General features: G+C 61.9%; 21 protein-coding genes and 2 pseudogenes. 13 read left to right on the forward strand and 10 right to left on the reverse strand.

Annotated features, from left to right (window positions below; all coding sequences use genetic code 11):
- Positions 1–35: 35 nt before the first annotated feature.
- From SFA35_RS17715 to SFA35_RS17735, 5 genes and pseudogenes are all read left to right on the forward strand, one after another.
- Positions 36–313: pseudogene (locus SFA35_RS17715) on the forward strand (2-aminoethylphosphonate--pyruvate transaminase); the annotation flags it as partial.
- 23 nt (positions 314–336) lie between these two features.
- Positions 337–1,164, forward strand: coding sequence for a phosphonoacetaldehyde hydrolase (gene phnX / locus SFA35_RS17720; protein WP_320571833.1), 828 nt, complete (start codon positions 337–339; stop codon positions 1,162–1,164).
- A gap of 77 nt (positions 1,165–1,241) precedes the next feature.
- Positions 1,242–1,877, forward strand: a complete 636-nt coding sequence (locus SFA35_RS17725; protein WP_320571834.1) for an isochorismatase family protein — start codon at positions 1,242–1,244, stop codon at positions 1,875–1,877.
- 257 nt (positions 1,878–2,134) lie between these two features.
- Entirely contained in the window at positions 2,135–2,824 is a 690-nt protein-coding gene (locus SFA35_RS17730) for a response regulator transcription factor (RefSeq protein WP_320571835.1), read from the forward strand.
- A complete protein-coding gene (locus SFA35_RS17735; protein ID WP_320571836.1) occupies positions 2,817–4,721 on the forward strand; it encodes an ATP-binding protein in 1,905 nt (634 codons plus the stop codon). Before SFA35_RS17730 ends, SFA35_RS17735 begins: the two co-directional genes overlap by 8 nt.
- Before the next feature lie 33 nt (positions 4,722–4,754).
- Here SFA35_RS17735 and SFA35_RS17740 read toward each other — a convergent pair whose 3' ends face one another.
- Both SFA35_RS17740 and SFA35_RS17745 read right to left on the reverse strand, forming a co-directional pair.
- Positions 4,755–5,915 carry an acyltransferase gene (locus tag SFA35_RS17740; RefSeq protein ID WP_320571837.1) on the reverse strand — a complete coding sequence of 387 codons (1,161 nt, stop codon included), beginning with the start codon at positions 5,913–5,915 and terminating at the stop codon, positions 4,755–4,757.
- 328 nt (positions 5,916–6,243) lie between these two features.
- Positions 6,244–6,372, reverse strand: a pseudogene (locus tag SFA35_RS17745) (site-specific integrase); the annotation flags it as partial.
- A gap of 103 nt (positions 6,373–6,475) precedes the next feature.
- Here SFA35_RS17745 and dusA point away from each other — a divergent pair.
- Complete coding sequence (gene dusA, locus SFA35_RS17750; RefSeq protein WP_320571838.1) at positions 6,476–7,489, forward strand: tRNA dihydrouridine(20/20a) synthase DusA; 1,014 nt, start codon at positions 6,476–6,478, stop codon at positions 7,487–7,489.
- A gap of 189 nt (positions 7,490–7,678) precedes the next feature.
- Positions 7,679–8,608, forward strand: a complete 930-nt coding sequence (gene tal / locus SFA35_RS17755; RefSeq protein ID WP_320571839.1) for a transaldolase — start codon at positions 7,679–7,681, stop codon at positions 8,606–8,608.
- Between the two features lie 81 nt (positions 8,609–8,689).
- Here tal and rssC read toward each other — a convergent pair whose 3' ends face one another.
- Both rssC and rssB read right to left on the reverse strand, forming a co-directional pair.
- Entirely contained in the window at positions 8,690–9,172 is a 483-nt protein-coding gene (gene rssC / locus SFA35_RS17760) for an anti-sigma factor antagonist RssC (protein ID WP_320571840.1), read from the reverse strand.
- Positions 9,169–10,356, reverse strand: coding sequence for a two-component system response regulator RssB (gene rssB, locus SFA35_RS17765; protein ID WP_320579095.1), 1,188 nt, complete (start codon positions 10,354–10,356; stop codon positions 9,169–9,171). The genes rssC and rssB overlap by 4 nt, the downstream gene beginning before the upstream one ends.
- Before the next feature lie 263 nt (positions 10,357–10,619).
- On the opposite strand from rssB, the gene SFA35_RS17770 reads away from it, so the two are divergent.
- Complete coding sequence (locus tag SFA35_RS17770; RefSeq protein WP_320571841.1) at positions 10,620–10,910, forward strand: PilZ domain-containing protein; 291 nt, start codon at positions 10,620–10,622, stop codon at positions 10,908–10,910.
- 70 nt (positions 10,911–10,980) lie between these two features.
- Here SFA35_RS17770 and SFA35_RS17775 read toward each other — a convergent pair whose 3' ends face one another.
- Positions 10,981–11,682, reverse strand: a complete 702-nt coding sequence (locus tag SFA35_RS17775; protein ID WP_320571842.1) for a VacJ family lipoprotein — start codon at positions 11,680–11,682, stop codon at positions 10,981–10,983.
- Positions 11,683–11,894: 212 nt separating this feature from the next.
- On the opposite strand from SFA35_RS17775, the gene SFA35_RS17780 reads away from it, so the two are divergent.
- Positions 11,895–12,464 (forward strand): hypothetical protein, encoded by a 570-nt coding sequence (locus tag SFA35_RS17780; RefSeq protein ID WP_320571843.1) that lies wholly within the window; start codon positions 11,895–11,897, stop codon positions 12,462–12,464.
- 122 nt (positions 12,465–12,586) lie between these two features.
- Positions 12,587–12,850, forward strand: coding sequence for a DUF4404 family protein (locus SFA35_RS17785; protein WP_320571844.1), 264 nt, complete (start codon positions 12,587–12,589; stop codon positions 12,848–12,850).
- Positions 12,851–12,863: 13 nt separating this feature from the next.
- Here SFA35_RS17785 and queF read toward each other — a convergent pair whose 3' ends face one another.
- The 4 genes from queF to SFA35_RS17805 form a co-directional block, all read right to left on the reverse strand.
- Positions 12,864–13,694 carry an NADPH-dependent 7-cyano-7-deazaguanine reductase QueF gene (queF, locus tag SFA35_RS17790; RefSeq protein WP_320571845.1) on the reverse strand — a complete coding sequence of 277 codons (831 nt, stop codon included), beginning with the start codon at positions 13,692–13,694 and terminating at the stop codon, positions 12,864–12,866.
- A 122-nt stretch (positions 13,695–13,816) separates the two neighbouring features.
- Entirely contained in the window at positions 13,817–15,061 is a 1,245-nt protein-coding gene (locus tag SFA35_RS17795; RefSeq protein ID WP_320571846.1) for a lipoprotein-releasing ABC transporter permease subunit, read from the reverse strand.
- A complete protein-coding gene (gene lolD / locus SFA35_RS17800) occupies positions 15,061–15,744 on the reverse strand; it encodes a lipoprotein-releasing ABC transporter ATP-binding protein LolD (RefSeq protein WP_320571847.1) in 684 nt (227 codons plus the stop codon). Before lolD ends, SFA35_RS17795 begins: the two co-directional genes overlap by 1 nt.
- A 7-nt stretch (positions 15,745–15,751) precedes the next feature.
- Complete coding sequence (locus tag SFA35_RS17805; protein ID WP_320571848.1) at positions 15,752–17,002, reverse strand: lipoprotein-releasing ABC transporter permease subunit; 1,251 nt, start codon at positions 17,000–17,002, stop codon at positions 15,752–15,754.
- Positions 17,003–17,097: 95 nt separating this feature from the next.
- On the opposite strand from SFA35_RS17805, the gene SFA35_RS17810 reads away from it, so the two are divergent.
- On the forward strand, positions 17,098–17,682 hold the full coding sequence (locus SFA35_RS17810) for a PilZ domain-containing protein (RefSeq protein WP_320571849.1): 585 nt from the start codon (positions 17,098–17,100) through the stop codon (positions 17,680–17,682).
- 55 nt (positions 17,683–17,737) lie between these two features.
- Positions 17,738–18,460, forward strand: coding sequence for a glycerophosphodiester phosphodiesterase (locus SFA35_RS17815; RefSeq protein ID WP_320571850.1), 723 nt, complete (start codon positions 17,738–17,740; stop codon positions 18,458–18,460).
- Between the two features lie 42 nt (positions 18,461–18,502).
- Here SFA35_RS17815 and sthA read toward each other — a convergent pair whose 3' ends face one another.
- A complete protein-coding gene (gene sthA / locus SFA35_RS17820) occupies positions 18,503–19,897 on the reverse strand; it encodes a Si-specific NAD(P)(+) transhydrogenase (RefSeq protein ID WP_320571851.1) in 1,395 nt (464 codons plus the stop codon).
- 415 nt (positions 19,898–20,312) lie between these two features.
- Between sthA and SFA35_RS17825 the strand changes: the two genes are divergently transcribed.
- The gene (locus SFA35_RS17825; RefSeq protein WP_320571852.1) at positions 20,313–21,602 is read left to right on the forward strand and encodes an MFS transporter; all 1,290 of its coding nucleotides are present in this window, start codon (positions 20,313–20,315) and stop codon (positions 21,600–21,602) included.
- The last annotated feature ends 9 nt before the right edge of the window (positions 21,603–21,611 follow it).

Consider the following 21,611-nt stretch of genomic DNA (forward strand, 5'->3'; position numbering starts at 1 on the left):
GCTGAGGGACTGGGGCTCCTGGGATCAGGACTTCAACGCTGCTCGAAGGCATGCACGCCCTGGGCCTGCGCAGTTCATTCGCGCCGAGATCCAGGCACCGATCATCGCCACCTTCCACGCGCCAGATAGCCCTCACTACGACTTCAAGACTTTCTACGAACGGGTCAAGGCCAAGGGTTACCTCCTCTACCCCGGCAAGTTGACCCAAGTCGAAACCTTCCGCGTCGGCTGCATCGGCTGCGTCGATCACCAGGCCATGCCAACCGCAGTGGACGCCATCGGCCAGGCCCTCGAAGACATGCACGCCCTCTGACCTCTGCCAACAGGAATCGGACCATGAACTACAACAACCCTGCCCGCACCCAAGCGGTAATCCTTGACTGGGCCGGCACCGTCGTCGATTTCGGCTCCTTCGCACCCACGCAGATCTTCGTCGAGGCTTTCGCCGAGTTCGACGTTCAGGTGTCCATCGAAGAAGCCCGCGGGCCGATGGGCATGGGCAAGTGGGAGCACATCCGCACCCTCTGCGACCAGCCCGGCATCAGCGCCCGTTATGCCCAGGCGTTCGGCCGGGCGCCGACCGACGAAGACGTGACCGCCATCTACGACCGCTTCATGCCCTTGCAGATCGAGAAGATCGCCCGTCACTCGGCGCTGATCCCCGGCGCGCTGGAGACGATCGGCCAGCTGCGCACCCAGGGCCTGAAGATCGGCTCGTGTTCGGGCTACCCTGCCGTGGTCATGGCCAAGGTGGTGGAGCTGGCCAGACAGAATGGCTACGTCGCCGACCATGTGGTGGCCACCGACGAGGTTCCCAACGGCCGGCCGTACCCGGCGCAGGCGCTGGCCAACGTGATCGCCCTGGGCATCAGCGATGTGGCCAGCTGCGTCAAGGTCGACGACACCGTACCGGGCATCCTCGAAGGCCGCCGTGCCGGCATGTGGACCGTGGCACTGGTGTGTTCGGGCAACGCGCTGGGGCTGACCCATGAAGAGTACCAGGCCATGGATGCGCAGCAGTTGGCCGGCGAGCGTGTACGCATTCATGGGATGTTCGCGGGTTCGCGGCCGCACTACCTGATCGATACCCTCAACGATCTGCCGCCGGTGATTGCCGATATCGATCGGCGGCTGGCCGCTGGGGAGATGCCCCAGGGCAGTTGATTGCAACGATGTGCAGGCGCCCCCGAGCGGCCTGTGCCCGGTGTACAGTATCGCCTGGCCCACCGCGAGCGAAGACCATGAAGCACAGCACCGCGACCTTTGACGTAGACGCCCAGAAGGGCTTCACCCCGCTCTGCCCGCAGGAGCTCCCGGTGACAGGCGGCGAAACCCTGGCGCCGATCCTCAATGCCATGGCCGAACTGGGGCGCTTTCGCGTCGGCTCCAAGGATGCTCACTCGGCGACCGCCAGCTGGGTCAATCCCGACCGCAGCCAGATGGCCTCCGCCACCGGGCTGGCCGAAGCGCCGCTGCACTGGCCCAGCCACTGCGTGGTCGGCACCGAGGGCTTCGAGCTGCTGGAGGGCTTGCCGCATCCGCAGGCCTACGATTTCTTCGTGTGGAAAGGCGTCGAAAGTGACCTCCACCCCTTCGGCGCCTGCTTTCACGACGTCTCCGAGCGGCGGACCACCGGGGTCATCGAGGTGCTCCAGAGCCAGGGCATCGAACGTGTGCTGGTCGGGGGGCTGGCTTTCGATTTCTGCGTCAAGGACACCGCCATTCAGCTGGCCAAGGCGGGGTTCGAGGTGATAGTGGTGAGAGAAGCCTGCAAGGCGATTTCGCAGCCCACGGCGGCGGCGGCCACCCAGGCGATGAGCGCGGCCGGTGTGCGGATCGTCGAGACGCTCGAGCAACTGGTGCCGGCGGCGCACTGACGTAGTCGGTCATGGACGTCGCCCGCCACGCGCGCGCCATGGCTTAGTGCCTTCATTCAGGCTAAGATTTCCCCGCGCTTGCCAAGGCTCTTCACCCGGCCGGGGCCCTCTGCAGTTCCGGTGCACTCCCCCCTCTTGCGGTAAGACCATGAATCAGTCCCCTGGCGCGGATACCGACCACGCTGTACTCCTCGACCTGCTGGCCGAGCCTTTGCGGGCCCCCGGCGAATGCACCCGCCTGCGCAGCGAGACAAATGATGCCTGACGCACCGATCCGCATCGCCCTGGTGGAAGACGACGTGGCTTTTCAGGAGGCCCTGCGTGACTCGGTCGCGGCCGAAGCCGATATGCAACTGGTCGACATCGCAAGCACTCGAGCGCAGGGCCTGCGGATGCTCGAACAACCTGCAGCTGACGTACTGCTGGTGGACCTTGGGCTGCCGGATGGCTCGGGCATCGACGTCATCGTGGCCGCCCAGCAGCGCTGGCCGACCTGCGCCGTGATGGTCAGTACCGCCTTTGGTGACGAGATGCACGTGATGTGCTCGCTGGAGGCGGGTGCCTTGGGCTACCTGCTCAAGGACAGCAGCGCAGCCAGCATCGCCGCCGAAATCCGCAGCCTGCATCGCGGCGGCAGCCCTATCAGCCCGCTGATTGCCCGGCAGATCCTGGTACGGTTCCGCGCCGTGGACCGCCCCTGCACGCCGACGCCAGCATCTTGCGCCCAGACCCTTTCGAGTACCCCGCGAGCAAGCTTGTCAGCCCGCGAACAGGAAGTGCTCGAGTACATCACCAAGGGCTTCACTGCCGAGGAGATCGCCGGGCTGATGGCGGTGTCGCGCCACACTGTGCTGACCTTCGTGCGCCGGGTGTACAAGAAGCTTGAAGTGCACTCCAAGACCGAGGCCATCTTCGAAGCGCGCAACCAGGGCCTACTGGGTGCCTAGGCGCTGGCGGCTGGCGTTGCTGCTGGTCCTGCAGCTCTGCTGCATGCTCGCCCACGCCGCCCCATCGCTGCACCTGACCAGCGCCGAAGTATCGAGTACGCCCACCCAGGGCTACGATGCGCCGCCCTATGAGATCAGCGACGCGCAATTGCCCGAGCACTGGCAATCGGTGACCCTGCCGCACGCCCTGACCCGCTCACTGGTGCGCGGGATCGACGACGGCGACCCTGCCCGCCCACCCACCACTCTCAGTTGGTACCGGGTGCGAGTGCCTGAACAACCCGGCACACGCCAGCTGCACTACCTGTACATCCCGCGCTGGAAAACCGACGGCGAACTGGCGGTATACGGCGACGGCAGGCTGCTGTACCTGTCCCAGGGCGGGGTGAACTGGAACGGCTGGAACATCCCGCTATGGATACCGCTGGACGCCACCCGCAACGCCCACACGCCCAGCGAAATCGTCCTGCGCATCCAGCGCCCACGCGACTCGGGCGGCGGCATCTCCTCTTTATGGCTGCAAACCAGTGAGAGCGCCAACTGGCGCTACCGGGTGCGCAACCTGTTGCAGGTACAGCTACCGTACACCAGCAGCGCGGCCTTTCTGGCGGTCGGCCTGTTTGCCCTGTTCGTATGGGCTCGTTTGCGCCAGGACCGCGCCTATCTGCTGTTTTTCATCATCTCGGTTGCCTCGTTCCTGCGCACCCTGCACTACCACGTCGGCCAGATCAAACTGCCGATACCGGAAGACTGCTTCACCTGGCTGACCATCAACTCGCTGTTCTGGACCGCGCTGGCCACGCACTTCTTTCTCAACTACCTGCACCGGCGCCCGCGAGCCTGGCTGAACCATTGTGTCAGCCTGATCACTGTCGCCGTGGGGGTGTTGACCGCGCCAGGTATCAATGGCTTGCTCGACGCCTATGCCCTGGCGCCGCTGGTGTATATCGCGCTGATACTCATGGGCTCGGTGATCGCCGCTTTCGGCTGGGTGCAATCGCGCCGGGTACGGTCGCGCGATGGCCTGCTGGTCAGCGGCTGGGCCGTGGTCGGCATGCTGCTGGGTGTCCACGACTGGCTGCTGCAGAACAATTACGTGAGCATCGAAAGTATCTACCTGGGTCCTTACAGCAATATCGGCGCCTTCCTGATCTTCATGCACATCCTCTACCGGCGCTACGTGCGCGCCAACGAAAGCGTGCGCGAGATCAACGCCCAGCTGGTGACCCGCCTGAAGGAGCGTGAAGAGGAACTGGAAATCAGCTATCAACGCCTGCGCGAGATCGAGCACCGGCAGACCTTGAGCAATGAACGCCAGCGCATGATGCAGGACATGCACGACGGCATGGGCTCGTCGCTGTTGACCGCCCTGCTGCAGGCGGAAAAAGGCCAGATGAACAGTGCGATGCTGGCAGACGTGCTCAAGACCTGCATCGATGACTTGAAGCTGACCATCGACTCCCTGGAGCCGGTGCAAGCGGACCTGTTGCTGCTGCTGGCGACTTTGCGCTTTCGCCTGGCGCCGCGCCTGGAGAGCGCCGGGATTCGCCTGCACTGGGAGATAAAGAACATTCCGGCGCTGGAGTGGCTGGACCCCCGCAACGGGCTGCACATCCTGCGGATTCTGCAGGAGGCCTTCGCCAACATCATCAAGCATACCCAGGCCACGCAGATCCGCGTGACCACCACCCATGACCAGACCCATGTCCGGGTCGAGGTCACCGACGATGGCCATGGGTTTGCGGTGCAGGACGTGACCGCCGGCAAAGGCAAAGGCCTGGCCAATCAGCTTCGCCGGGCAGCCTCCATCGGCGCCCGGATACACTGGGCATCTACCGGCGAAGGCACCTGCCTGACGCTCATCCTGCCAATCAAGCCTGAAGGCGTGACAGGCTGACTCCCAGCCACCTTTTCAAGCGGCGCAGAGAGACTACCCGAGGCTCGCGCCCCCCGGCATGACAGGCGCCAGGCGTGCCTTGCGCAGCCGCTTGCCCAAGGCGATCCCGGGCATCTCGATGTAGCGGTATGACAGGTTCGCCAGCGCGATCGTCAGCAGCATCGGCACCAGCACCAGCACCGTATTGATCAGCACACTGCCCGTGTCGATGTAGCGGAACTGAGTACCGGTGGCCGCCTCGACCTGGTCGGTCAGCAGTTGAATGCCGCTGTGACTGCTGTAGATGCCCAATGCCAGTGGTGTCACGAACAGGACGGCGGCGTGCACCATGTAGATTGAAAATGACAGGGTGCCCAGCCTGGTGAACAGCGGCTTGCACATCAGCGCCGAGACCTCGCCTGCCTCGAACGAAAACAGTACGACCGTCAGGCAGAACAGCCCTACCAGGATCGCCTCGCGGTGCTCGGTGGCGTAACTCATCACACAGAAAATGGTAACCAGGGCCAACACCTCGAGCGCGGTCGCCAGGGGCCTGTCCAGCTGCACATCCTTGATCTTTTCATAAAGGGTGTAGACCAGCTGGCCGGCGAAGAAGCAGCTCAGGCCCCGCAGCGAATATTCGGTCATCTGCCACTGCGACTGATTCTGCAGGGCGGCAAAGGCGATCAGCGCGATGGCGGCGCCGATGAGCCTGGCCTGGCCTGGCAACCAGAAGGTGATCGCCGCGAACAGCAGGTAAAGGTAGAACTCGACGCTGATCGACCACGACGGATAGTTGAAAGACATCGGGTTGAAACCCGCCCACCAGGATTGCAGCAGGAACAGGTTGGGAACGATTTCGGACGGTGCACGCGCCCCGCTGAACGCTGCACTGGTAAAGGCGATCCCGTGGCGCTCGGCCATCAGCTTCATGAACTCCAGGCCGATGAACACCGCCAGCATCACCAGATGCAGCGGATACAGGCGAAAGATTCGGCTGACGATGAAACCGTGCAACTGCTCGACGGACTTGAGACGGTTGGCGTACGTCAGCGCCAGCACGAAACCGCTGAGGATGAAGAAGAACTCCACGAACCGATCGGCCGCTCGAAAAAAATGGGCCTCAGTGAAGGTGCAGAGCGCGTGGGAGTGGTAGACCATTAAGGCGATGGCGCAGAGGCCACGAAAGCTGTCGAGCACGCGAAGTCGTTGCATGATTGGCATCCTTGTCAATGTTCGGGAGGGTTCAACGGCAGGAGATGAGGCTTTGCCCGCGACGCAGGCTGGCTGGCTGTGAATGCCGCCAGCTCCCTGGCCCCGAAGTCTTCAAGAACGCTCCTTGCGGCCTGGCAATGGCGCATATTAGCGGGGCGACTGCTGGTTTCCAATAAAGTTCAAAAATATTTTTTCAACAGGCGTGTTGGCTGGGAAGATTATGCCGTGTGGAAGGCACAGCTTTTGCGCGTAGCTAGGCGGGCAGGACGAAAAGGGTTGTTTTGCAGGATGGCGAAGAAACTACGGTCTCACGCTTCTTCACTCATTCTTGGGCGGCTCGTTTGCGTACGAACGACTGACTCTCTTGGTAGACTTGCACGCTATCCCGCTTGATGCGGATCTGGGCCATGTAGCGGACTGTGCCGTCACCACGTTTTCTTGTTCGAATAGTAGCCATGCGATGGTGGTGAATCTCGATTCCGAAGTGGTTAAATTTACCACCTGCTCCGAGAAAACAGCCCAAAAACTCCGAAAAAACCGCCGTAAACGCGTAGAGTAAAATGGTACAGAATATTGCCTCAAACCCGCATTCCATAAGGCCTGAGCCGTCCCGGCGCTTCAGTGTTGCGCCCATGATGGACTGGACCGATCGTCATTGCCGCTTCTTCCTGCGCATCCTCTCGCGCCATGCCCTGCTCTACACCGAGATGGTCACCACCGGCGCGCTGATCCACGGCGACAACAGCCAGCGCTTCCTGCGTTACGACGAAGCGGAGCACCCGATCGCCCTGCAACTGGGCGGCAGTACGCCGGCCGATCTGGCGGTCTGCGCGCGCATGGCCCAGCAGCATGGTTACGATGAGGTCAACCTCAACGTCGGTTGCCCCAGCGACCGGGTGCAGAACAACATGATCGGCGCTTGCCTGATGGCGCACCCGGCGCTGGTGGCCGACTGCGTCAAGGCCATGCGCGACGCCGTGTCGATTCCGGTCACGGTCAAGCATCGTATCGGCATCAACGGCCGCGACAGCTACGCCCAGCTGTGTGACTTCGTCGGCCAGGTGGCCGAGGCCGGCTGCCGCAGCTTCACCGTGCATGCGCGCATCGCCATTCTCGAAGGGCTGTCGCCCAAGGAGAATCGCGATATTCCGCCACTGCGCTATGACGTGGCCGCGCAGTTGAAGAAGCATTTCGCGCAGCTGGAGATCAACCTCAATGGCGGCATCAAGACGCTCGAAGAGTGTCACGACCACCTGCAGACCTTTGACGGCGTGATGCTCGGCCGCGAGGCGTACCACAACCCCTATGTGCTGGCCGAAGTCGACACCCAGCTGTTCGGCGCCAGCACTCCGGTGATCAGCCGCAGCGAGGCGCTGGCGCGGATGCGACCCTACATCGCCGCGCACATTGCCGAGGGCGGCAACATGCACCATGTCACCCGGCACATGCTCGGGCTGGGCAGCGGTTTCCCGGGGGCGCGCAGGTTCCGCCAGCTACTCTCGGTGGACATCCACAAGCATCCCGAACCGCTGGCCCTGCTGGACCAGGCAGGCGCCCTGCTCGAAGGCCGCTGAGGCCCGCCTCGCCTTGTGCTGAAAGGATGAAGCTTGCGCCTGCCGGGGAACCTGCGGGCGCACCACCACTCGAATGGTTAGCCCAATCCATTCCCCCGGCAGTTCCCCGGCAATTGTGCGCCATGTCTCACTTGAGCGGCGTGCACGGCTGGAGTAATGTCATCCATCCGCACAGGACAGAGCACGCTCATGACTTCGAAGCTGGAACAACTCAAGCAATTCACCACGGTGGTGGCCGACACTGGCGACCTCGAAGCAATCACCAGGCTCAAACCCTACGACGCGACCACCAACCCTTCCCTGCTGCTCAAGGCCTCGTCCATCGAAAGCTACGCCTCGCACCTGAACGACTCGGTGCTGGACGTCAAAGGCGATCTGGGTCTGGCCGCCGACCGTTTCGCGGTCGCCGTCGGTGGTGGCATCCTCAAGGTGATCCCGGGGCGCATCTCCACCGAAGTGGACGCCCGCCTGTCGTTCGACGAAAACGCTTTGCTGGGCAAGGCCCACCAGATAATCGACCTGTACGACAAGGCCGGCATCAGCCGTGACCGCGTCCTCATCAAGCTGGCCTCGACCTGGGAAGGCATCCGCGCCGCCGAAAAGCTGGAGAAGGAAGGCATCCAGTGCAACCTGACCCTGCTGTTCTCCTTTGCCCAGGCCCAGGCCTGCGCTGATGCCGGGGTGTTCCTTATTTCGCCGTTCGTAGGCCGCATCTACGACTGGTACAAGAAGTCCACCGGCCAGGAATACACCGGCGCCGAAGACCCGGGCGTGCAGTCGGTCACCCGCATCTACAATTACTACAAGGCCAACGACTACAAGACCGTGGTCATGGGCGCCAGCTTCCGCAACATCAGCCAGATTGAAGAGCTGGCCGGTTGCGACCGCCTGACCATCAGCCCTGAGCTGCTGCAAAAGCTCTCGGACGACCAGGGCGAGCTGCCGCAGAAGCTCAAGCCAGGCAACCCGGGCGAGCCGCGACAGACCCTCAACGAAGCGCAGTTCCGCTGGGCTTCGAACGAAGACGCCATGGCCACCGACAAACTGGCCGAGGGTATTCGCCAGTTCGCGCGCGACCAGGAAAAGCTCGAAGCGGTGCTGGCCGCGAAGGTCAAGTAAGCTTCGCCAGCCACTAAAAAGGGCGGCTCCCATTACGGGAGCCGCCCTTTTTTTATCGCCTGGCGCAAGCCTGTGGCCGGCTCAGCTGCGCTCCAGCGCGTTGACCAGGTCGTGGAAAGCGTCACGGTTGGAGTCGTTCAGCCCCATGAGGATCTTGTGCGCCTCCAGCACCTTGGCCTTGACGATGTCTTCGTTCTGATCCTGCGATGGCAGGTCGGTCAGGCACTCGGGGCACGGAATCGGCCGGTCGACGATATTGAATACCTGGTCGAAGCCCATCGAAGACAGCAGGCGTGTGATGTCCTCGTGAGTGGTCACGACGGTAGGCAGCAGTCCAACCTTTTGCCGCGACAGGATCGACAACTTGGCCAGCAGGCCCAGTGTGGTGCTGTCGATGCTGCGCGTTTCAGTGAGATCGATCACGATCGCCGAAAAATTCAGGGCAGTGAAGATCTTTTCAATCGTTGCATCCAACGCCGAACACAGGGTCAGGCGAACTTCGCCGACGAACTTCAGAACGAAGGTACCGCTCTGTTCGGCGAACTGGATTCTACCAGTACTCATTCAAGGTTCCTGCTCAGCACCATGAGGGCGATATCATCCGGCATCTCCCCTAGCGTGGCCAATCCAAACTTGCGGCGCAAGCCATCCAGGCTGCCACCGGCAGCATCGACTATTTCAGGCAATGCTGCTTCTTTGTCTTTCAACGTTTCGCCTGGGAGAAGGTCCAGGATGCCATCGGAAAACAACGTCAGGCTGAAGGCTTCAGGCAAGTCGATCACCAGGTCAGTATAGGTCGCTTCATTGAAGAGCCCCACCGGCAAACCTCGCCCTTGCAGATAACTCACACCGTCATTGGGTGTGTATAACACGGGTAACGGCAGGTGACCGCCAATACTGTAGGTCAGTTTACCCGTTGATTCGTCGATCACGCCGCCAACCATGGTGACATGCTTGCCCAGCTTTGTGTTGATCAACCCGCGGTTGATATGTCCCAGCACGTCGGAGGGCTTGAATTGCGGGACGTTGGCACCGCGCCGCGACTCGAACATCAGACGTGTGGTCATGAATTTGAGCAGCACGGTCACAAACGCAGAAGAAGCACCGTGGCCGGAAACGTCTGCCAGGTAGAACGCGACGCGATGATCGTCAACTCGGAAGTAGTCGACGAAGTCACCCGACAGATACAGCGACGGAATGATCTGGTGTTCGAAATGCAGCCCCGAGGTGCTCCAGGGGCTCTCTGGCAGCATGTTCATCTGCACCTGGCGCCCAGCTGTCTGGTCTTCCTGCAACAGGTGCAGGCTGGCCTCGAGCTCGCGGTTGGCGGTTTCCAGCTTCTGGCGATAACGCTGGTTTTCCAGCATCAGCCGCGAACGGTCCAGCGCGCGGCGCACCGAGTGTTCGAGTACGGCCAGATCTTCGAGCGGCTTGATCAGGTAGTCGGCAGCCCCCAGGCGCAACGCTTCGACGGCATCGTTCATGACACCGGCACCTGACAGCACGATTACCGGCATCTGCGGGGAACGTTCTGTCACCAAACGGATCAATTCGAGACCGCCCACTTGTGGCATGCGCAAATCGCAGATCACGAGGTCGGGTTGTTGCTGCTCGAATACCTCAAGTCCCTGCGAGCCGTTGTTGGCCTGCAGGACATTGAAACCGCTGTCTTCCAGGTAGGCCGCAAGACTTGCGCGCACTACGTCGTCGTCATCGATTATCAGCAGCGTGGCACTGGGTTTCTGCATGTGGGCAAACGGCGCCAGGAATTGGGTGGCGTAGGCGACAGTTTCGCTTACTGGATTCACTTCTAGCCACTCCTGCCTTTTGCCAGCCGGTAGCGAGTACGCGGTACGCAAGATAGTGGAGTTGCCCTATAAGGCGCAGACGGTACTCCCATCCGCCTGGCGTTTCAAGCACAGGCCGATGGTCGCTTTACGTCTTTACACGGCAAATCGCCGAGAGTTATAAAAACCTTTTGTACCCAGATCAAAATACAGGATGCAAACCGATGACCCTACACCACCGCGACCACGACGAAAAACGCGACTTCATTCGCATGACCGTCGATGCAAAGGTAACCCTGACGGTAGACGGGCATCCTATCGCCGCCACGTGCCGCGATCTGTCCAGCACCGGCTTCCAGCTGGACGCCCCGACCAGCCTGACTGCAGGCGACATAGTCGAAGTCTATGTGCCCTCCCACAACCCGAACCTGGACGGCCTGAAGGCCAAGGCCAAGGTCATCTGGACCAAGACCAGCGACACTGGAGGACAATTGCTGGGCCTGATCAACCTGTGATCCGGTGTTATGCAAAAATTTGATACAAAAAAAGGCGACCTTAAGGTCGCCTTTTCATTTCGCTGAAAAATCAGAAATCGTCGACGACCTTGCCGTCCTTCACCTTGAACTCGCGGTTCTGCAGGAACGCGTTGCGGATGAAGTTGTAGCGATCGCCGTTGACCAGCTTCTCGGCTGACAGCAGGCTGGCACGGGTGTCGATCAGGTCGACGCCCAGCATCACGTTGCGCGCAGACATGTCGTCCATGTACGGGTAAGGCTTGGCGTAGGCGTCCGGCACCTTGCCGAACGCGTCACGCACTGTGCTCGGGCCGAAGAACGGCAGCACGACGTAAGGGCCACTTGGCGTGCCCCAGTAGCCGAGAGTCTGGCCGAAGTCTTCGTCGTTGCGTTGCAGGCCCATGCGGGTGCCGACGTCGATGAAGCCGAGCAGGCCGAACGTAGTGTTGAAGATCAACCGCGTGGTGTCGATGCCAGCGGCACGTGGCTTGGCCTGCAGGACGTCGTTGACCAGGTTGCCTACATCGCCGATGTTCTGGAAGAAATTGTGTACGCCGTCCTGAACGAACTGCGGGGTGATCTTCTGATAACCCTGGGCGACTGGCTTGAGGGTGTAGGTGTCGAGGGTATCGTTGAAGCGGAAGATCGCCCGGTTGACGCCCTCCCACGGGTCACTGTCAGCCGCCTGGGCGGCAAACGGTACCAGCACGGCGCTGGCGAACAGACAGGCCCGAGCCAGTCGATCGAGCGAACCTGCTCCGAACACGCGCATAAACATACTCCCTGGATGATGGACGGGCTGTTGCCCGAGTCAGGCCGTGGCCCGACAAAGTGATTGAGTATAAAGCCATGCAAACTGTTTAGGCAGCCAAGTATTTGCTTGCCACCCAACTGATTGTTTCCCGCCCCTTCGGCCGTCATCGCGCCGTCACATGAATGTCACGCCAGCGACTTATGCTCAGCGGTCACCCAGGGAATGTCGACATGCCTGAAACTTGCGTCGTACCGCCATTGACCGCCGTTCTGTTCGGCCTGAGCGACTGCCTCGTGGACAGCCAGGGCCAGCTGACCGCAGGGGCTGGACAGGGCTTGGAGCATCTGCACGAGCAAAAGGTGCCCTGTGTATGGCTTGATCAATTGCAAGCGGGTCTGGTCGAGCAGCGCACAGCGCGGCTGCCAGACTGGCTGGCAGGCTGCAACGCCGCCCCCGAACAGCCGCGCTGGCCTTCTGCGCAGGCCTGTTGGCGTGCCTTGCTGGTGGTGGGTGCCGCGCGCCTGGACGGCTGCCTGTTGGTCAGCGGCGACCGCCTGCTCCTGCAATCGGCACTGGCGGCTGGGCTATGGACGGTTGGGCTGGCCTCAAACGGCGCGCGTGAAGGGCTGTCCGATAGCCAATGGCTGGCCCTCGACCCGCACGCCCGTGACCTCAAGCGTGGCAAAGCCACCATGGCGCTGTTCGAACTGGGCGTGCATTCGGTCATCGACCACCTGGAAGAACTCGGCAGCTGCCTGCAGGACGTCGGCCAGCGCCGGCTGAAGGGCGAAAAACCCTGATACAACCTTGCCGGCAAGACCGCAGGGGTTAGCCTACCCTTGATGCATGAGGTCATGGCAAAAGGATCTTTGCCGACCCTGCGTGGTCAATGGCTGTGATCATTAATGAAAGGGAGATCGTCATGCCTGCCGCCGAACTGCAAAGTCAACTGAACGAAGTGCGCGAGCAGCTCGATCAGAACCCGCCCCTCTCCGAACAAGAGCGTGCCGACCTGCATGAACTCATGGTGCAGATCGAGGAGCGCATCAAGCTCGAGGCCGCCGTCGGCGACAACGACATCAACACCGGCATCAACCTGGCGGTCGAGCGCTTCGAGGCCAGCCATCCGAGCCTGGCGATGAGCCTGCGCAACATCATGCAGACCCTGGGCAGCATCGGCATCTGAAGCGCGCCACCCTTTACTGCCGCACCAGGCGCGCGTTGGCCGGCGCCAGCGCCTCGGTGCTGCGATAAGGGTTGATGTCCAGCCCACCTCGGCGCACGTAACGTGCGAACACTGTCAGCGTCTCAGGCTTGAGCAGGCGTTGCAGGTCCATGAAGATCCGCTCCACGCACTGTTCGTGGAAGTCCGAATGCTGGCGGAAGCTCACCAGGTACTCCAGCAGGCTGGCGTGATCCAGCGCCGCGCCACGGTAATGCACTCCGACACTGCCCCAGTCCGGCTGGCTGGTCACTGGGCAGTTGGATTTGAGCAGATGGCTGTGCACGCTCTCCTCCACCACCCGCGATTCGTCGCAGCGCAGTAGTTCAGGACGCGGCCGCTCGTAGCCGGTCACTTGAATATCCAGATCGTCGATACACACGCCCGGCATCGCCGTCAGGCCCTCGGCCTGCACCTCGTCGAGGCTGCGCACACGCACGCCCACCGGCTTGCCGGCAGCAGCGCCAAGGTCCTTGGCCAAGCAGGCGACCAGCTCGGCAGTGCTGGCGAATGGCGTCTGGTTCAACGAGTTGAGGTACAGCTTGAACGACTTGGACTCGATAATGTTCGGCGAGTCTGCCGGGATGCTGAACTCGCCAATGGCCACTACCGGCTTGCCGGAAGGCAGCAGCCAGGACAGCTCGAAGCAGTTCCAGTAATCCACGCCCTGGTAGGGCAGGGTCTCGGCGGTCAGTCCCAGCTCGGCCCATTTGGTGGAGCGCGGAATCGGGAACAACAAGGACGGGGTGTAGGTGGCAATGTATTCGCTGGCTTTGCCCAACGGTGAATGTTCGGCTGCGGGGTGCATGAGGGAAACCTGACTGAGTGAACAGCCGGGAGTTTATCGGGTTTGGGGGGCACGTGTGAACCTGCGGGTCGGATCAGCCGTGCGACCGCTCGGGGGCTGCGCAAGCCCCCGAGCGGTCGAGATCAGGAATAACGCAAAGCGTGCGCCGGCTCGATCTGCGCCGCGCGCCAGGCGGGGTAGATGGTCGCCAGAAAGCTCATGATCAACCCGGCACTGCAGATCAGCAACACATCCTGCCATTGCAGTTGCGACGGCAGATTGCTGATGAAATACACGTCCGAGGTAAAGATGTGCTGCCCGGTGACGCGTTCGACCCAGCCGACCATGGCGCTGACGTTGAGCGCCGCGATCACCCCCAGGACGCCACCGACCAGGGTGCCGACCACGCCGATCACCGTGCCCTGGACCATGAAGATGGTCATGATCTGCCGCGGCGTGGCGCCAATGGTGCGCAGGATGGCGATGTCGGCGCCCTTGTCGTTCACCACCATGATCAGGGTGGCAATGATGTTGAAGGCCGCCACCGCGACGATCATCAGCAGCAGCAGGCCGATCATGGTCTTTTCCATCTTCATGGCGCTGAACAGGCTGCCCTGGGTATGGGTCCAGTCATCCGCCCGGTACTGGTCGCCCAGCCCGGCGACAATGGCAGCGGACACCTGCGGCGCGGCGTACAGATCCTTGAGCTTGAGCCGCACGCTTTGCACCTGGTTGGGCGCCCAATGTTGCATCTGCGCGGCGTCGGCCATGTGGATCAGGGCCATGGAACTGTCCAGTTCGGCCCCCACCTTGAACACGCCCACTACGTTGAGGCGCTGCATGCGCGGGGTGATGCCGCCGGGCGCTGAGCTGAGTTCGGGCACAATCAGGGTCAACTTGTCACCGATCGACAGGCCGAAACGGCGCGCAGTGATGTCGCCGATCACCACGCCGAATTCGCCAGGTTGCAGGTTCTGCAGTTTGCCCTGGGTGATGTGGTCAGCCACGATCGACACCTTGGCTTCCTGAGCCGGGTCGACGCCGCTGATCTGGATTGGCTGCATGGCGCCCTTGTAGGAGAGCATGCCGTCCATTTCGGTAAACGGCACCGCCGCCACCACTGCGGGGTTCTTCAGCGCCGCTGCAGCCACCGGCTGCCAGTCGTCCAGCGGCTTGACGCCGGCAATAGTGGCATGGGGCACCATGCCCAGCACCCGCGAGCTCATCTCGCGCTGAAACCCGTTCATCACCGACAACACCACGATCATCGCCAGGACGCCTAGGCCCAGGCCGATCATCGACGTCATCGAAATGAACGAGATGAAATGGTTGCGACGCTTGGCGCGGGTGTAGCGCGCGCCAATGAAGATAGCCAGAGGACGGAACATCAGAGCGGCACCAGTTGGCCATCTTCCAGGCGCAGCACGCGGTCCATCTGCCGAGCCAGGTTGAGGTCGTGAGTCACCACCAGAAAGGCGGTGCGCAGGGAGGTGCTCAGTTCCAGCATCAAGTCCTGGATGCCCTGGGCAGTGTGATGGTCGAGGTTGCCGGTAGGCTCGTCGAGCATCACCAGCCCAGGCCGGTTGACCAAGGCGCGGGCGATTGCCACGCGCTGACGTTCGCCACCGGACAGCTCCGCCGGCTTGTGCTGCAGGCGATGCCCCAGCCCTACCCGCTCCAGCAACGCCGTGGCCCGCTGACGCGCCTCGGGAATCGCGGTCTTGCCGATCAACAGCGGCATGCACACGTTCTCCAGCGCGGTGAATTCCGGCAGCAGGTGGTGAAACTGGTAGACGAAGCCCAGCGAGCGATTGCGCAGCAGGCCGCGCGCCTTCTCGTTGAGCGCCGACAGCTCTTCGCCGGCCAGCCAGACACTGCCCTGGCTGGGGGTGTCAAGACCGCCCAGCAGGTTGAGCAGGGTGCTCTTGCCGGAACCGGAATTGCCAACGATGGCGACCCGCTCACCGGCATGCAGTTCGAGCTGCAGATTGGCCAACACCACGACCGACTCCGGGCCTTCCTCGTAGGACTTGCCCAGGTTGCGGCAACTCAAGACTGCTTGTTCGTTCATGCCCGACTCACTCATAACGTAGCGCCTCTGCAGGCTGGGTGCGCGCCGCGCGCCAGGCCGGATACAGGGTTGCAAGAAAACTCAGGACCAAAGCCGCGCCGCAGACCATGTAAACGTCGTCGGCCTGCAATTGCGACGGCAGGTAGTCGATGAAATAGACGTCGGCGCTGAGAAACTTGTGGCCGATGATTTTTTCCAGCGCCGCGATCGCCGCGCTGACGTTCAGCGCCGCGAGAATGCCCAGTGCCGCGCCGATGGCAGTACCGACCACGCCGATCACCGTGCCCTGGACCATGAAGATGCGCATGATCTGCCCCGGGGTGGAGCCAAGGGTGCGCAGGATGGCGATGTCGCCGCGCTTGTCGTTGACCACCATCACCAGGGTGGAAATGATGTTGAACGCGGCCACCGCGACAATCAGCAACAGCAGCAGGCCGATCATGGATTTTTCCATGCCGATGGCCTGGTACAGGTTGCCGTGGCTGCGGGTCCAGTCGCGGGCATAGTAATCATGGTCACCAAGCTTCTGCGCCAACTGCCAGGCGATGCGCGGCGCCTGGAACAAATCGTCGAACTTCAGGCGGATGCCCTGCACCTGACCCGGCTTCCAACGGTGCAGGCGGCCCATGTCCTCAAGGTTGGTGAGGCCGACGAAGCCGTCGATTTCACCGGCGCCCACATGAAAGGTGCCGACCACGGTAAAGCGCTTCATGCGTGGGAACATACCGGCCGGGGTCACGGTGACTTCCGGGGCGACGAAGGTGACTTTATCGCCCACGCCGACACCCAGCCGGGTCGCCGCGCGGTCGCCGATCAGAATGCCGAACTCGCCGGCCCTGAGGTCGTCGAGCTTGCCCTGCTGAATGAAGTTGTCGATGATCGAGACGTTGCGTTCCTGCGCCGGGTCGACACCATTGAGCAGAATCTTCTGCACCTTGCCGTCGTTGGTCAGCAGGCCCTGCATCTGGGTGAAGGGCGCCACGGCCAGCACTTGCGGGTTCTGTCGCACTTTTTGCGCGAGCGCCGACCAGTCATCGATGGGTTGCGGCGATTCGATGGTGGCATGGGGCACCATGCCGAGAACGCGAGTGCGCATCTCGTGGTCAAACCCATTCATGACCGAGAGAACCACGATCATGACGATCACGCCCAGAGCGAGCCCGATCATCGATGTCAGGGAAATGAAGGACACAAAATGATTACGACGTTTGGCGCGGGTATAACGCGCACCGATGAAGACGAAGAGAGGTCTGAACATGTAGGGGCTTGTTCGGATGAAAGAGGGAACGTCCTTGTGGCGGGGCTCTACCAGCAGCTTTACACTCAGACCACCGCCGCTACCATGGGTTCGCCATGTCGACACTAGATGAAGAAGAGCGTCGCGAATACTACCGTATCGACGACCGTATCGCACTGGAAATCCGCGTGCTTGGCGACGCCGAAGCCGGCGAGACCGATTTATTGCAAGATGCTTCGCCGCTGTTCAATCTGCTCAGCGAGCTGCACTTGAGCGAGTTCGAATCCCAGCACCTGCTGCGCCAGGTCAGTGAAACCGATCGCACACTGGTCAACTTTCTCAAGGCGCAGAACAAACGCATCGATCTGCTCAGCCAGCTGGTGGCGCAGACGCTGACCTCGCGGATCGGCGAGCCGCAGCCGGTGACCCTGTCCGAGGGCGGCATCACCTTCCGCCAACGCCAGCCACTGGCGCCGCAGACTCCCTTGTCGATCAAGATGGCACTGATGCCACAGGCTCTGGGCTTGCTGTTGCGCGCCCGGGTTGTACATTGCTATGACAGCGATGGCGAGTGCGAAATCGGTACCGAATTTGTCGCGATGTCCGATGCCCAGCGTCAGTTGCTGGCGCGTTACATCCTGCAAAAACAACAGCTGGAACGCCGCCTGGCGCGCGACCAGTCAGAGCTGCCGGTGCCGTGATCACGGCGCCGGGCTTGCTCGCCCCCTTCTCCCAGCCTTTTATCAAGGACACGATGTGACCCTAATCTACGGCCATCGCGGCGCCAAGGGCCAAGCCCCGGAAAACACCCTGACCAGCTTCCAGGAATGCCTCAAGCACGGCGTGCGCCGATGCGAACTGGACCTGCACCTGTCCAGCGACAACCAGTTGATGGTGATCCACGACCCCACGCTCAAACGCACCACCGACCGGCGCGGCAAGGTGTCCGAGCACAGCGCCGCCGAACTGGTCACCTACGACGCGCGCCGAGGCGGCCCCGGCTGGGTGCAGCCCTGCCCCATCCCGCGCCTGGACGAACTGTTCACCCATTGCGATTTCGATCACTGGCAACTGGAAGTCAAGGTCGCTTCACGCACCCGCGCTGCGACCACGGTGCTGGCGATTCGCGAGCTGGCTCAGGAGCACGGCCTGCTGGACAAGGTCACCATCACCTCCAGCTCGCGGGAGGTGCTGCGCGCCGCCGCCGAGTTGACCCCCGACTTGTCACGGGGCTTGGTCGCCGAATACGCCTGGCTCGACCCGCTGAAGGTCGCGCAGAATTATGGTTGCGAGATACTCGCGCTGAACTGGACCCTGTGCACCCCCGAGCGCCTGGAAAAGGCTCAGCGCCAAGGGCTGCATGTGTCAGTGTGGACGGTCAACGAGCCGGCGCTGATGCGCAGGCTCGCCGACTTCGGCGTCGACAGCCTGATTACAGACTTTCCCGGTTTGGCCAGCGCCACCCTTGGGAATTACTGAAATCGGTCTCCCCGGCCGGCTCAGGCCACCGGCCGGAGCCGCTCAAAAAAGCCGGTTGAGGCCGTCGTAGGCCGCTACCCGATAGGCCTCGGCCATGGTCGGGTAGTTGAACGTGGTGTTGACAAAGTACTTGATGGTGTTGAGCTCGCCCGGTTGGTTCATGATCGCCTGGCCGATGTGAACGATCTCCGATGCCTGGTCGCCGAAACAGTGCACACCCAGCACCTGCAGGGTCTCGCGATGGAAGAGAATCTTCAGCATGCCCACCGGTTCCCCGGAAATCTGCGCCCGTGCCATGCCCTTGAAGAAGGCCTTGCCGACTTCGTAAGGCACCTTGGCCTGGGTCAGGTCATGCTCGTTCTGGCCGATCGAGCTGATTTCAGGAATGGTGTAGATGCCGGTTGGCACGTCATTGACGAAGCGCCAGCTGCCATTGTCCACCACGCTGCCGGCGGCCGAGCGGCCCTGATCATAGGCGGCGCTGGCCAGGCTCGGCCAACCGATCACATCACCAGCGCCGTAGATGGTCGAGACGCTGGTGCGGTAACTTTCATCGACGTCGATCTGGCCGCGGCTGTTGACCTTGATGCCAATGTTTTCCAGGCCCAGGCGGTCGGTGTTGCCGGTACGGCCGTTGCACCAGAGCAAGGCGTCGGCCTTGATCTTCTTGCCCGACTTGAGGTGCAGCACCACTCCGTGGTCGCTGGGCTCGACCCGCTCGTATTCTTCGTTGTGCCGCACCATCACATGGTTGTTGCTGAAGTGATAGCTCAGGCCCTGGGAGATTTCTGCGTCGAGGAAGCTCAGCAGCTGCTCGCGGTTGTCGACCAGTTCGACCATGACCCCCAGGCCGCTGAAGATCGATGCGTATTCGCAGCCAATTACCCCGGCGCCATAGATGATGAGCTTGCGTGGCGTGTGGCTGATGCTGAGGATGGTGTCGCTGTCGTAGATACGTGGGTGGTGGAAATCGATGTCGGCCGGGCGATAGGGCCGCGAGCCGGTGGCGATGATGATCTGCTTGGCCACCAGTTTTTCCACGGCGCCATTGCTGCACACCACTTCGATGGTCTGCTCGTCGGCAAAGCTGCCGGTGCCGAAGAACACGTCGACGCGGTTGCGCGCATAGTAGGCAGTGCGTGATGCGACTTGCTTGCTGATCACCCGCTCGGCACTCTTGAGCACGTCAGGAAAGGAAAACCAGCGCGGCTCGCCAATGGCGCGGAACATCGGGTTGGTGTTGAACTGAATGATCTGCTTGACCGAGTGGCGCAATGCCTTGGACGGGATGGTGCCCAGGTGAGTGCAGTTGCCGCCGACCTGCTGGCGCGCATCGACCATCGCCACCTTGCGGCCTGCCTTGGCCGCGTTCATCGAGGCCCCCTCACCCGCTGGACCGGAACCCAATACCACGACATCGTAGTTGTAGACAGCCATGCGTACTCCTTCAGATCAGGCCGAAAAACCACTCTGGTTTCTCTGGCTCACACGCCGCTGGGCGGCCGCGAAAAATCGGTGTGCAGTCTATACACGCAAGATTGCGGCGAACATTACCCCTTGGTCGCGTCTCAAGCAATTTGCCACGCGGAATATTTACCGGCGCGTGGGAGCAAATATGCAGACGAGAATCATTTCAGCAACCCGACATCGAATTTACCGGCGCGTAGGCTGGCTATTTGCCCAGCAATCATCATTCCGGCGGCTTTTGGGTTGATCTCCTTGATGATTTACACATACTGTTACATATCTGCCTGCGGGTGGTGCGCACATGGAAAGGCGTCTGGAAAGCATAGTCCAGACCGTTACAACCATGGATCTCCTTATAAGACTGTATAAAAGTGAGTGCAATTTCATGGCCTCGACCAAAGGCAAAGGCGGCGCGATCTTTCGCGTGGTCAGTGGCAACTTCCTGGAAATGTTCGACTTCATGGTCTATGGCTTCTACGCCACGGCCATCGCCAAAGCCTACTTTCCTTCGGACAGCGCATTCGCATCGCTGATGCTTTCGCTGGCGACCTTCGGCGCCGGGTTCCTCATGCGCCCGCTGGGCGCGATCTTCCTGGGCGCCTACATCGACCGGCACGGCCGCCGTCAGGGCCTGATCGTGACGCTGATGATGATGGCTGCGGGCACCGTGCTGATCGCCTGCGTCCCCGGCTACGCCACATTGGGCGTCGCGGCGCCGTTGCTGGTGCTGCTGGGTCGCCTGATGCAGGGTTTTTCGGCGGGCGTGGAGCTGGGCGGCGTGTCCGTGTACCTGGCGGAAATTTCCACCCCAGGGCGCAAAGGCTTCTTCGTCAGCTGGCAGTCGGCTAGCCAACAGGCCGCAGTGGTGTTTGCCGGCCTGCTGGGCGTCGGCCTGAACCATTACCTGACGCCTGAAGCCATGAGCGACTGGGGCTGGCGCGTTCCCTTCCTGGTCGGCTGTGCCATCGTACCGGCGATTTTCATGATTCGTCGCTCGCTGGAAGAGACCCCGGAGTTCGAAGCACGCAAGCATCGCCCGACCTTGGGCGAAGTGATGGCTTCGATTCGCAAGAATTTCGGCCTGGTGCTGGCCGGCATGGCACTGGTGGTCATGACCACCGTGTCGTTCTACCTGATCACCGCCTACACCCCGACCTTCGGCAAGGCCGAGCTGCACCTGTCCGACATCGATACCCTGATTGTCACCGTGTGCATCGGCTTGTCGAACTTCTTCTGGCTGCCGGTCATGGGTACCGTCTCCGACAAGATCGGACGCAAGCCACTGCTGCTCGGTGCCACCATTCTCGCCATCCTCACCGCCTACCCGGCGCTGTCGTGGCTGGTAGCCGAGCCCAGCTTCGAGCGCCTGCTGCTGGTAGAGCTGTGGTTGTCTTTCCTGTACGGCTCCTATAACGGGGCGATGGTTGTGGCGCTGACCGAGATCATGCCGGCCGACGTGCGCACCACCGGGTTCTCGCTGGCCTACAGCCTGGCCACTGCCACCTTTGGCGGCTTCACCCCAGCTGCCTGCACCTACCTGATCCATGCGCTGGACAACAAGGCCGCCCCCGGCATCTGGCTGAGCGGCGCGGCGATCCTGGGTCTGGTCGCCACCTTGGTGCTGTTCAAGGGCAACCGTCACGAGCTGCAGACGGCGAAAGCGGCGCGGGCTTAAGGGAAAGCG

The sequence above is a fragment of the Pseudomonas sp. HR96 genome (genome assembly GCF_034059295.1).
GTDB lineage: Bacteria > Pseudomonadota > Gammaproteobacteria > Pseudomonadales > Pseudomonadaceae > Aquipseudomonas.